Below are 12,224 nucleotides of genomic sequence, written 5' to 3'. Positions count from 1 at the left end.
TCGCGGGTCACGCCCGGTGGGGGAGCGCGAGGTAGGCCAGCGCCGCCAGCGCCGTCAGCCCGGCCATCAGGTAGAACGCGGCGTCGAACAGGCCGGCGTCGGCGAGCAGTCCGACCAGCGTCGACCCGAGCGACCCGACGGCGAAGAAGGCGGAGCGAAGCAAGCCCCACCCGGTCCCCTGCACGTCGTCGGGGAGGACGTCGACGACGTAGGCGTTCGAGAGGGGGCCGGCGCTCATCCGGATACCGATGGCAGCCGCGCCGGCGGCCAGCGCGACGGTTCCGTCGAGTCGGGGCAGCAACGCCAGCGGCACCGCGCTCACGAGCGCCACGGCGGTCAGCACGGGTGGGGAGCCGTAGCGGTCGGCGAGGCGGCCGGTCACGAACTGGGAGACGGCGCCGCCGACGAACAGCGCCGCGAGGACGGCCCCGGCGGTGCTCTGGTCCAGCGTCTTCACCGTGACGAGGTAGGTCGTCAGGAACGCCGTCGCCGCCTGAAAGACGAACAGCATGACGGTCGCACCGGCGACGGCCAACAGGAGCCGTCGCTGGCGAATCCCGGCGACGGCCGCCCGCAGGTCCTCGCGGAGACGGCGGCCGTCCGTCGCCGTCGGCCGGTCCGAAACCGAGAGCCAGAGGGCGAGCGCCACGACCAGAAAGAGGGGCGCGACGCCGCCCAGCGCGACCCGCCAGCCGTACCGGGCGGTGGCGACGCTGGCGACGAACGGGAGTGCGGCGGCACCGATAGAGCCCGCGGCCATCACCGCGCCGAAGGCAGTCCCCTCGTTCGCGTCGAACGTCCGCGAGAGGACCGTCCCCCGCGTGGGACCGTACAGTCCGGTCCCGAGGCCGAACGCGGCCGTCGCCAGCAGGAACAGAGCGTAGGTCGTCGAGACGAAGTACGCCAGCAGGCCCGCCCCCGAGAGGACGGCCGCGGCGACCAGCAGAGTGCGCTCGCCGACGCGGTCGATGAGCGCCCCCGTCGGGAACTGCATCGCGGCGTAGGTGAGCCACAGCACCGTCACCGCCAGCCCCGCCGCCGCGTTCGAGAGGCCGAACTCCTCGCTGATGGTCGGCAACACCGCCGGGACGACGAACCGCATCCCGAGGACGAGGAACCACCCGGCGGCGACGGCCCCGAGTAGGCTGCCGGGATGGCCCTCGCGGAGGCCGCTGACGGCGCGACGCACGGTGTCGGTGACGGCCATCGGAGTACCGAGCGAAGGCGCGCGACCGATAAGACGGTGACGGAAGGGGCGACGGCGGACCCGGCCGAACTAAGAGCGGGGCCACCCAACCGCCGGCCATGAGCGAACTCCTCGTGAGCGGTGGACGGGTCCTCCGTCCGGACCTGACAGTCGAACGCGCCGACGTCCTCGTCGACCAGAGCGCCGGCGAGATACTGGCCGTCGAGGCCCCCGGCGAACTCGCGGGCGACGACGAACTCGACGCCAGCGGTGGCCTCGTCATCCCGGGACTGGTCAACGCCCACACCCACGTGGCGATGACCCTCCTGCGGGGCTACGCCGACGACAAGCCGCTGGACGCGTGGTTGCAGGAGGACATCTGGCCCGTCGAGGCCGAACTCACCCCCGAGGACGTCCGCGTCGGCGCGGAACTCGGCCTCGTCGAGATGGTGAAGTCGGGCACGACGGCGCTCTCGGACATGTACTTCCACGTCGACGAGATAGCGGCGGCCGTCGAGCAGGCCGGCGTGCGGGCCGTGCTGGGCCACACCGCCGTCACCGTCGGGAAGGACGACGAGGGCGCTCGCGCCGACGTGCAGGAGAGTCTGGACGTGGCGCTGGAACTCGACGGCGCGGCCGACGGCCGGGTTCGGACGACGTTCCAGCCCCACAGCCTCACCACCGTCGGCGAGGAGTACCTGCGGGAGTTCGTCCCCGAAGCCGTCGAGGCGGGCCTGCCGATGCACCTCCACGCCAACGAGACCGAAGCCGAGGTCGCCCCCATCGTCGAGGAACACGGGATGCGCCCGCTCGAATACGCCGACGACGTGGGGCTACTCGGCGAGGACACCTTCCTCGCACACTGCGTCCACGTCGACGACGACGAGATCGACCGGCTGGCCGAGACGGGCACCGGCGCGGTCCACTGCCCGGCATCGAACATGAAACTCGCCAGCGGGATGGCCCCGGTCCAGCGGCTGCTAGACGGCGGCGTCACCGTCGGTCTGGGTACCGACGGCGCGGCCTCGAACAACGACCTCGACATGTTCGACGAGATGCGCGACGCGGCGATGCTCGGGAAACTGGCGGCCGACGACGCCAGCGCCGTCGCCGCCGAGACGGTCGTCCGGATGGCCACCGAGAACGGGGCCGACCTGCTGGGCTTCGACGGCGGCCGTATCGAACCCGGCGCGAACGCCGACCTCGCGGTCCTCGACCTCGACGCGCCCCACCTGACGCCGGCCCACGACCTCGTCTCGCATCTGGCCTACGCCGCCCGCGGGAGCGACGTGCGCCACACCGTCTGTGACGGCGCGGTGCTGATGCGCGACCGCGACCTGACGGTGTTCGACGAGGCGGCGGTCCGCGAGCGAGCGAGCGAGCACGCGACGGCGCTCGTCGAGCGAGCCGAGGAGAGTTAAACGTTCAGAGCGAGTCTTGAACCGTATCGGGCGTTCTACGCCGGTATATTCGAACGTGGGAATCGGACTGAACGGTGTGAACGAGAGGGGGGTTTAGAGGGGTATCCGGTGGACGACTGGGACGTAATGCGAAACCAAGTGATCGCCCTCCTCACGGTCGCCGCACTGTTCGGCGCTGCGCTCGCGCCGGCGGCGGCCGCCGCCGACACCGCCGACGAATCGATCGCCGTGACCGTCACACAGGACGACGACGTGACCGTCGAAGTAACGCGGAACGGTTCCACCGTCGAGAACGCGACGGTGACCGTCGCCACCGTCGACGGCAGTTACGCCGGGTCCGGCAGCTACGAGACGGACGCGAACGGCACCGTCGCGCTCCCGACGCCCGACGAGCGCGTGAACGTCACCGTCACCGCCAGCGACGACGGCGAGACGGCGGCGACGACGGCCGAGCTCGACCCCGACTTCGCGGTCGACGTCGAACAGAACCGTGACGTCGTCGTGACGGTCACGCGGGACGACGCCGCCGTCGAGAACGCGACGGTCAACGTCAGCACGCGCGAGGCCAACAGCGACTACGACGGCACCGGGAGCTACGAGACGGACGCGAACGGCACCGTGGTCCTCCCGACGCCCGAGGACGACGAACCCGTGACCCTGACCGTGACCGACGGCGAGACCGCCGAACTGAACGTCACGCTGGTCGACGACATCGACGTCTCGGCGGCCCAGAACGACGACGGGACCGTCACCGTCGACGTGACGCGCAACGACACGGCCATCGAGGACGCCAACGTCTCGGTCTCGACCGACGGCAACGCCACCTACGAGGGGACCGGCGACTACGAGACCGACGCCGACGGCGAGGTGTCGCTGGCCGCCCCCAGCGAGAACGTCACTGTCGAGGTGAACGCCAGCGCCGACGACGCCGCCGATTCCACCACGCTCGCACTCGAATACGTCAACCAGACCGCCGAGGACGAGGAGTTCGACGGCGTCTCCGCCTTCGTCCACTACCTGCTGGAGAACGGCGCCACCGGCATCGGGCCGGAGGTGTCCGAGTACGTCACCCAGAACAACCCCGGGAACGCCCCCGACGACGCGGGCCCGCCCGAGGACCGTGGCCCTGACGAGGACGACGAGGACGAGACCGAGAGCGACGACGAGGACGACGCGGACGAAGATGAGACCGAGGAAGAAACCGAGGAGGAGACCGAGGACGCGGAGACCGAGGACGAAGAGCCCGAACAGGACGACGACGATGACGACGACGAAGCGGACGAGGACGGCGAGAGCGGGCCGCCGGACCACGCGAACGGGAACGCGAAGGGCCGATAACCGGACGCCTTCGGTAGCGTTTTACGAACTCTCCGCTTTCTGTCGGGCATGACCACGCCCATTTCGGAGCGACTCGACGACGTCGAGGCCGCCCGCGAGTCGGGCCGGCGGAAGATGGACTGGGCAGCACAGCACATGCCCATCTGTGCCTCGCTGCGCGAGGATTTCGAGGCCGACCAGCCCTTCGCCGGCGAGCGCATCGGCATGGCGATGCACGTCGAAGCGAAGACGGCGATTCTCGCCGAACTGCTGGCGAAAGGCGGCGCGGAAGTCGCCATCACCGGCTGTAACCCGCTCAGTACGCACGACGACGTGTCGGCGGCGCTGGACGCCGTCGACGGCGTCACCTCCTACGCCGAACGCGGCGTCGACGACGAGGCGTACTACGCCGCCATCGAGGCCGTCATCGACCACGAACCGACGATTACCGTCGACGACGGGATGGACCTCGTCGCTGCCATCCACGAGGACTACCCCGAACTCGTCGACACCATCGTCGGCGGGTGCGAGGAGACGACCACCGGCGTCCACCGCCTGCGCGCGATGGACGAGGACGGCGAACTCGACTACCCAGTCTTCGCCGTGAACGACACGCCGATGAAGCGCCTGTTCGACAACGTCCACGGCACCGGCGAGTCCTCGCTGGCCTCCATCGCCATGACGACCAACCTCTCGTGGGCCGGCAAGACCGTCGTCGTCGCCGGCTACGGCCACTGCGGGAAGGGCGTCGCGAAGAAGGCCAGCGGCCAGAACGCCGACGTCGTCGTCACCGAAGTCGAACCCCGCCGGGCTTTAGAGGCCCACATGGAGGGGTACGACGTGATGCCGATGGCGGAAGCGGCCGAAGAGGGCGACGTGTTCATCACCACGACGGGCAACCGCGACGTCGTCGTCGAGGAGCACTTCGAGAAGATGCAGGACGGCGTCTTGCTCGCCAACGCCGGCCACTTCGACGTGGAGGTCGACCTCGATGCCCTCTCGGACCTCGCGGTGGACACCTACGAGGCCCGCGACGGCGTGCAGGCCTACGAGATGGCCGACGGCCGCCGCCTGAACGTCCTCGCGGAGGGTCGTCTCGTGAACCTCGCGACGCCCATCGCGCTCGGCCACCCCGTCGAAGTGATGGACCAGAGCTTCGGGATTCAGGCCGTCTGCGTCCGTGAGATGTTGGAGAACGGCGACGCCTACGACGCCGGCGTCCACGACGTGCCCGACAGACTGGACAAGGAAGTCGCGGAGATCAAACTGGACGCGGAGGGCGTCGCGTTCGACTCGCTGACGGATACTCAGGCCGAGTACATGGATTCCTGGCAGCACGGGACGTAGGGCGGGGCACGAGCGGAGCGAGTGGCCCGCCAGACGCGCAGCGGGGAGTGTAACGACCCGCGAGCAGTAGCGATAGCCGAGCGAAGCGAAGATTTCGGAAAACGCGAGCGGCGACCGCAGGAAGCCGCGAGAAAGAGCCGAGAACGCCTTTTCTAAGCCGTCTACGCCGCCACAGCAGCGTCGCTCGTCTCGGCCTCACCCTGTTCCTCGTCGATGACGTCGTCCAGCCACCCGCCGCGCAGGAAGAACGCGACGCCGGCGACGGCGGCGGCGACGTTGGAGGCGGCGATACCGTACCACGCGCCGGGCGCGCCCATGCCGACCACGACGACGAGCGCCGCGGCGACCACGATGCGGAAGCCCCACAGCGTCAGCAGGCCCAGCGCCATCGAGAGGCGGGTCGACCCCGCACCGTGGAACGCGCCGTTTATCATGTGGAAGACGGCCATCACGGCCCACGTCGGCGCGACGATGCGGAGGAACGCCGTGCCGTGGTCGACGACGGCGGCGGCACCCTCGCCGGTGATGAATACGCCGACGATGGCTGGGGCGAACCACGTCACGACGACGCTGGCGACGAGGAACACCGCGACGAGGATGCCGCTGGCGAGCAGGACCGTCCGGCGGGCCCGAGCGCGCTCCCCGGCGCCGAGGTTCTGGCCGACGACAGTCTCGACGGCCATCCCCATCCCTATCATCGGGAGCCACACCAACGAGGTGAGGCGGCCGCCGATGCCGTAGGCGGCGACGGCGTCGGAGCCGACGAGCGCGACCAGCGCGGTCATCACCGTCACCGACAGCGCCTGCGTGCTGGTCTCGACGCTGAGGGGCGCGCCGACGCCGACGATTTTGCGAATCTCCGACAGGTCGGGCCGGAGGTCCGACAGCGAGAGTTCGATGCCGACCCGGCCCGAGAACAGCAGCCAGAGGCCCACCGCGGCGGCCAGCCCGCGGGAGAATATCGTGGCGATGGCGGCGCCCTCGACGCCGAGGCCGGTGAACCCCGTCGCCGCCAGCGCGCTCGCGGCGAGGCTCTCTAGACCGAACCACGCGAACAGGGGGTTGTCGGCGAAGCCGAGGATGAGTAGCGGGTCCAGCACGACGTTGAGCGCGACGCTGCCGACCATCAGGTACATCGGCGTCTTCGTGTCGCCCCAGCCACGCAACAGCGCCTGAAAGACGAAGAAGCCGAGCATGAAGTACAGGCCGAGGAAGACGTAGCGGGTGTAGGTCACGGCCATCTCGTGGATTGGCGTGCCCGCCTCGGTGCCGATGACCTGCAACAGCGTCGGCGTCAGGAGGTAGCCCACGACGGAGATGGCCACCGAGAGGGCGGTGACGAACACCAGCGTCTGGCCGGCGACGTGGCTCACGCGGCCGTCGTTCTCCGCACCCGTGTGCTGTGAGATGAGGATGGTGCCGGCACCGGTCATCCCGCCGCCGACGCTCACCAGCAGGAAGACGATGGGCCACGAGAAGGAGAGGGCGCTCACGGCGTCCTGCCCGAGGCGGCCGACCCAGAAGGTGTCGGCGAGGTTGTACAGCGTCTGGAGGAGCTGTGTGGCGACCAGCGGCGCGGCCAGCGTCACCAGCGGCCAGAGCAGGCGACCCTGCGTGAACCGCTCGGACTGCTCGCTCGTCGCCGTCATCGTCGACACCTCCGGGGAGGGGAAGAGAAGGGGACCGACATGGTACTGACTGGTCGGTCAGTCAGTATAGCCGTTCCGTGAGTCTGTGACTCTTCCCCACACAAGCGATTTAGTCGGCGGTAGCGGCCGCCTCGTCGTCCGACCGGTCCTCCCGGTCGTCCTCGTCGACGACGGACTCGTCCCAGTCGCCGACGAGGAACCAGACCCCGACGAGGGCCGCGGCGGCCACGTGCGAGACGGCGATGCCCCACCAGACGCCCATGGCACCCATCCCGACGGCGGTTATCAGGACGAGCGTCGGGGGGATGCGGAAGAACCACTGCGAGGCGATGGAGAACCCCAGCGCCGTCCGGGTGCTGCCGGCCCCGCGGAATGCGGCGTTCAGGAGGTGAAAGAGGCCCATGAACACGTACGTCGGCCCGATGATTCGGAAGTAGTCGGCGCCCATCGCCAGCACTTCCGGAGCGGTCTTGCTCACGTCGAAGAAGAGGGCGACGATGGCCGCGGCGAAGGCGTACGCGCTCAGACTCGCGAGCAGGAAGACCCCACCGCCGAGGCCCGCCGCCAGCAGGACGGCCCGGCGGGCGCGGCCCGACTGGTCGGCCCCGAGGTTCTGCCCGACGGCCGTCTCGACGCCCTGTGCGAGGCCCACCGCCGGGAGGTAGACGAGCGTGTTGATGCGGTTGCCGACGCCGTAGGCGGCCACGGCGTTCGTCCCGACCATCGCCACGAGGACGGTCATCCCGGTGTAGGCCAGCGAGTCCGCCGAGCGTTCGAGGCCGGCGGGCCCGCCGACGTCCAGAATCTTCCAGACCGTCTCCCGGTCGGGCCAGAGGTCAGACAGCGAGAGCGCGAAGCCGAGGCGGCCCGAGAAGAGGAGCCAGAACCCGGCCAGTGCGGCCCCGCCCCGCGAGATGACGGTGGCGACGGCCGCCCCGGCGACGCCCATCCCCGAGAAGCCAGTCAGCGCGTACAGCGTCGCTTCGAGGCCGCCGAGGCCGAGTAGCGAGAAGACGACGTTGCCGTCGAAGCCCAGCACGAAGAACGGGTCCAGCACGGCGTTGGCGACGACGCTCCCGAACATGAGGTACATCGGCGTCTTCGTGTCGCCCCACCCGCGCAGGATGGCCTGAAACGCGAACGCGCCGAACATGAACGCCGTCCCCGCGAAGACGATGCGGGTGTACTCGACGGCCATGGCGTGAATCGCCGTCCCCGGCGTCGTCCCGATGTACGGCAACAGCGTCGGCGTCAAGAGGTAGCCAACGACCGACAGGAACCCCGAGACGACGGCCGTGACGGCGATGGTCTGGCCGGCGACGGCCCGCACCCGGTCGTCGTTGCCCGCGCCGCGGTGCTGTGAGACGAGGACGGTGCCGGCGACGGTGAGCCCGCTCCCCAGCGAGATAGTGAGGAAGATGAACGGGAGCGAGTAGGTCAGCGCCGCCACGGCCCCGTCGCCCAGTCGGCCGACGACGAACGTGTCGACGAGGTTGTACGCGACCTGCAGGAGCTGTGTCCCCACGAGCGGCAGGGAGAGAGCGAGCAGTGGCCGCAAGAGCGGTCCCTCGGTCAGGTCGACTGAGCGGTCGGTCGCTGGCACGTAGCAGGTCCAACGATATACGAGGTGATAATTCGTCGGGATTCGAAGCGGGGCGGAACGAGGATTTTATTCGGCCACACGCGCAACGCCAGTCCATGCAGCCGCTCCACGCACGCTATCCGTTCCTCGCCGCCGCCCGGGAGGCCGTCGAGGCCGCCGCGGTCGACCTCGGTGAGGTCGTCGCCACCGACGAGGCGGTCACCCAGCGGGCGCTGGAGCGGGTCGAACACGCCATCACGGACGGCACCGTCGGCGAACCACACCGGCGGACGCGGGTGGAACTGCTGTCCTATCCGGTGGCCCGCGTCCTCGTCTCGCTGGTCGACCAGCACGTCTGCACCCGCAAGTACGCCCGTGCGGAGGCCGAGACGGCCCGGGAGCGGTTCGGCGAGGAGTTCGAGGCGACGACGGAGTTCAAGTCGACCCAGAGCGAGCGCGTCGAGTTGCGGGACCTGCTGGCGGAGTTCGACCTCGCGAGCGCGGTCCACGAGGCCGAGACGGGCTACTGGGTCGACGTCGGTGCGTACCTCGATTTGGCGGCCGACCAGCGGGGCGACCAGTGGCGGCTGGTCAACCGGCCGCTGGCCGACGGTCGGGTTCGCGTCGCCGCCGAAGAACTGCACGTCCTGCTGAAACAGGCCATCCGGCACCGCGTCGCCGACGGCCTGCCGTTCGACGTGCCCGACGCCATCGCGACCGAACTCGACGCCGAGGTCGAACGGCTACGGGAGATACTCGCCGAACTCGACCTGACCCGGGAGATAGACACCGTCGTCCCCGAGATGTTCCCGCCCTGCATGCAGGCGTTGCTGGACAAGGTCCAGCAAGGCGACCACCTCGAACACCACTCCCGTTTCGCCATCGCCGCCTTCCTCACCAGCATCGGGATGACGACCGACGAGATCGTCGACCTCTTTCAGGTGAACCCGGGCTTCGGGGAGGAGGCCACCCGCTATCAGGTCGACCACATCCGCGGCGACACCAGCCCAACCGAGTACTCGACGCCGGCGTGTTCGACGATGGTGTCCTACGGCGACTGCGTCAACAAAGACGACCTCTGTGAGCGCATCTCGCACCCGATGGCCTACTACGAGCAGAAGTTAGACGACGCCGAGGACGACGAACTGGTCGACTGGCGCGAGGAGAACGGCGAGAGCGGCGAGGACGAGGCCGACGCTTAGAACTCCTGCCGTTCCATCCAGATGCCAGCGGCGAGCATCACGACGATGAACAGCCCGATAGCGCCGATTATCGCGATGCCACCCTGGTCGGTGAGCCCACCGTTGCTGGAGTAGTTCAGCGAGACGAAGACGGCGGCGGCGACGAACGTCACGAGCGCGATGGTCGAGACCACTATCTGCACGATGGCCTCCCGGTCGATTTCCATGTGGCGCGATATCGGTGGCCCGGGCAAAAGGGTGTCGAAGCGGCCCCAGACGACCCACGCAGCGGCGTGCTGGCCGAGACGTTTACCTCCGTGGAGGCCCTACGTTTCCACTGGACACACCGAGAAACACAGCCGTGTCCGCCCGCCATGACACTCATCGAGCCATCCGCCGACTCGGAGCGCACTGCACTCGCACCGGACCCCAGCAGACTCGACTCCCGGGCCCTCCGGGCCTGGACCGAGCGCATGGCCGTCCGGCCCCGCGACGGGAGTACCTACGCCGTCACCTCCGAGAGCGGCCACACGTACCTCGTCGACCTCACAGACCACTCCTGTACCTGTCCCGACCACCAGATTCGCGGCGAGCGGTGCAAACACCTCCGCCGGATCGCTATCGAGATTACGGCCCGCAGAGTGGCACCGCCACACCACCAGCGCGCCCGCTGTGACGTCTGTGGCGCCGTCACGTTCGTCGACGCGGACGCCGACCCGCCGCACCTCTGTGGACACTGCCGGGTGTCGCCGGGCGACGTCGTGGTCGACCGTGAGACGGGCGACAGCCTCGTCGTCGCCGGCGTGGCCGACCAGCGTGCCGACGAGTACGTCATCCCGGCGACCGGCCGGACCGTCGCCGCCCACGACACCAACGAGGGCTATCCCGAGGACGACGTCGTGGTCGAAGTGACCTACCTCGCCGACGCGACCCGTCGGGACGACCCGCGCCGGTACGCGTTCCCGTACAGTCGGCTCTCGCGGACGGACCAGCAACTCGTCGAATGACCGAGGGCCACTCTCCGGTCGCGTCCCTCGCTACTCCAGCATCGCCGCCGCTTCGTCTTTGTCCAAATCGCCCCGCTCGAACGCCGAGAGGATGTCGAGTACAGCCTCGTCCGGGCCGTCGTCGGCCACCTCGTCCAGCGTGACCTTCTCGGAGTGACCGACGAACTCCTCGAAGTCCGTCCCCTCCGAGAGGGCCTTCTCCTTCTTGACACGGTAGTTGCCGCCGTCGGTCGTGTAGAGGTCGCCGGGGTGGAAGAAGTACCAGTCCTCGCGGTCGAAGCGGACGCCGATGCGTGGTTTCGCGCCGAAGTTCCGTGCGAAGAACAGCAGGGCCTCGACCTCCTCGCCGGTCAGATAGATGGGGTCGCCGGCGCTGGACTTCGCCTCGATGGCGTAGAACGTCTCGCCGTCGCCGGTGAGCACGTCCGGCAGTTCCCGCTCGGTAGCGCTACCGCTGGCCGGCGCGCGCATCACCGCGAACCCGGCCTCGTCGAGGGCGTTGACCAACTCCCGCTCGCGGCGGTCCCCCTTCGCGTTCGAGTTTGCCATTGCCCGGTGGTAGGCCCTCCGCGGTAAAACCGTTCAGGTCCGTCGTTCATTCCGTTCATCCGCCGTCGAGCGCCTGAACGAACGGTCCTTTATATACAATGGTGGTCCTGACGGGTGGGTATGGACAGACGAACATTCATCAGTACGACCAGCGCGCTCGGAGCCACCGTCGTCGCCGGTTGCGGCGGGACGAGCGGCGGCGGGTCTGGCGGCGGGAGCACCGACGGCGACGCGACCGACAGCGCGGCGACGACCGAGTCGACGACGGGGACGTTCCGGTTGCTCGTCAGCGACCGGCCGGCGGCCATCGGCGACTTCGACTCGCTCGACGTGACGTTCGACGAGGCACGCGTGTTCAGTGCCGAGTCGGTCGAAGAGACAGAAGCCGAATCAGAGACCGAGGCCGAGACCGAGACGGAGACAGAAGAAACGGCCGAAACCGAATCGGAGACCGAGGCTGAGACCGAATCGGAGACGGAGACCGACGAAACGGACGAAGCCGACGACGGTGACGACAGCGACGACGGCGAGGGTGACTTCGAGGTGTTCGACCTCGACGACCCGACGGTCGACCTGACGGAAGTCGTCGGCGACAAGGCCGTCGGCGTCCTCGACGGTAGACTGGAGGCCGGCCGGTACGCGAAGATAGAGCTCTCCGTCTCGGACGTCGAGGGCGTCGTCGACGGCGAGACGGTCCCGGTGAAGGTGCCGAGCGAGAAGCTCCAGATAGTCAAGCCGTTCGAGGTGACCGCCGGCGAGGGCGTCGAGTTCGTCTTCGACATCAACGTCGTCAAGAAGGGACCGAACGGCTACAACCTCCTGCCGGTCATCAGCGAGAGCGGTGTCGCCGGCAGAGACGTCGAAGTGGAGGAAGTCGAGCGATCGTCGGACGCCGAGACGACCGAGACGGAAGTGGCCTCGGAGACCGACGACGGGGCCGCCGGCGAGTCGGGCAACCGGACGCAGGGACAGTCCGGGAACTGAA

At 69.0% G+C, this 12,224-nt stretch carries 11 protein-coding genes; 6 read left to right on the top strand and 5 right to left on the bottom strand.

The features are described 5' to 3' along the window. Window positions 1-7: 7 nt before the first annotated feature. Complete coding sequence (locus tag EGH21_RS06320; protein ID WP_220617630.1) at window positions 8-1,207, bottom strand: MFS transporter; 1,200 nt, start codon at window positions 1,205-1,207, stop codon at window positions 8-10. Between the two features lie 98 nt (window positions 1,208-1,305). Here EGH21_RS06320 and EGH21_RS06315 point away from each other — a divergent pair, with 98 nt between their 5' ends. The 3 genes from EGH21_RS06315 (at window position 1,306) to EGH21_RS06305 (ending at window position 5,271) form a co-directional block, all read left to right on the top strand. Then, window positions 1,306-2,607, top strand: coding sequence for an amidohydrolase (locus tag EGH21_RS06315; RefSeq protein ID WP_220617629.1), 1,302 nt, complete (start codon window positions 1,306-1,308; stop codon window positions 2,605-2,607). Between the two features lie 126 nt (window positions 2,608-2,733). Then, on the top strand, window positions 2,734-3,945 hold the full coding sequence (locus EGH21_RS06310) for a hypothetical protein (RefSeq protein WP_220617628.1): 1,212 nt from the start codon (window positions 2,734-2,736) through the stop codon (window positions 3,943-3,945). Window positions 3,946-3,993: 48 nt separating this feature from the next. Next, the gene (locus tag EGH21_RS06305; protein ID WP_220617627.1) at window positions 3,994-5,271 is read left to right on the top strand and encodes an adenosylhomocysteinase; all 1,278 of its coding nucleotides are present in this window, start codon (window positions 3,994-3,996) and stop codon (window positions 5,269-5,271) included. Window positions 5,272-5,432: 161 nt separating this feature from the next. On the opposite strand, the gene EGH21_RS06300 is transcribed toward EGH21_RS06305, so the two are convergent. Together EGH21_RS06300 and EGH21_RS06295 are read right to left on the bottom strand one after the other, a co-directional pair. Continuing rightward, the gene (locus EGH21_RS06300) at window positions 5,433-6,920 is read right to left on the bottom strand and encodes an MATE family efflux transporter (RefSeq protein WP_220617626.1); all 1,488 of its coding nucleotides are present in this window, start codon (window positions 6,918-6,920) and stop codon (window positions 5,433-5,435) included. Between the two features lie 109 nt (window positions 6,921-7,029). Then, entirely contained in the window at window positions 7,030-8,523 is a 1,494-nt protein-coding gene (locus EGH21_RS06295) for an MATE family efflux transporter (protein WP_220617625.1), read from the bottom strand. A gap of 95 nt (window positions 8,524-8,618) precedes the next feature. Between EGH21_RS06295 and priL the strand changes: the two genes are divergently transcribed. After that, entirely contained in the window at window positions 8,619-9,704 is a 1,086-nt protein-coding gene (priL, locus tag EGH21_RS06290) for a DNA primase regulatory subunit PriL (protein ID WP_220617624.1), read from the top strand. On the opposite strand, the gene EGH21_RS06285 is transcribed toward priL, so the two are convergent. After that, complete coding sequence (locus EGH21_RS06285) at window positions 9,701-9,910, bottom strand: DUF7472 family protein (RefSeq protein ID WP_220617623.1); 210 nt, start codon at window positions 9,908-9,910, stop codon at window positions 9,701-9,703. The genes priL and EGH21_RS06285 overlap by 4 nt on opposite strands. Window positions 9,911-10,057: 147 nt before the next feature. On the opposite strand from EGH21_RS06285, the gene EGH21_RS06280 reads away from it, so the two are divergent. After that, window positions 10,058-10,690: an SWIM zinc finger family protein gene (locus tag EGH21_RS06280; protein WP_220617622.1), complete on the top strand. Its 633-nt coding sequence runs from the start codon at window positions 10,058-10,060 to the stop codon at window positions 10,688-10,690. A 30-nt stretch (window positions 10,691-10,720) separates the two neighbouring features. Here EGH21_RS06280 and hjc read toward each other — a convergent pair whose 3' ends face one another. Beyond that, window positions 10,721-11,239: a Holliday junction resolvase Hjc gene (gene hjc / locus EGH21_RS06275; protein ID WP_220617621.1), complete on the bottom strand. Its 519-nt coding sequence runs from the start codon at window positions 11,237-11,239 to the stop codon at window positions 10,721-10,723. 120 nt (window positions 11,240-11,359) lie between these two features. Between hjc and EGH21_RS06270 the strand changes: the two genes are divergently transcribed. Continuing rightward, the gene (locus EGH21_RS06270) at window positions 11,360-12,223 is read left to right on the top strand and encodes a DUF4382 domain-containing protein (protein WP_220617620.1); all 864 of its coding nucleotides are present in this window, start codon (window positions 11,360-11,362) and stop codon (window positions 12,221-12,223) included. Window position 12,224: the final 1 nt, after the last annotated feature.

The organism is Haloarcula rubra (genome assembly GCF_019599465.1).
Lineage (GTDB): Archaea > Halobacteriota > Halobacteria > Halobacteriales > Haloarculaceae > Haloarcula > Haloarcula rubra.
Note: the sequence above shows the minus strand (reverse complement) of the source record. Positions and strands in the feature narration are given on the sequence as shown.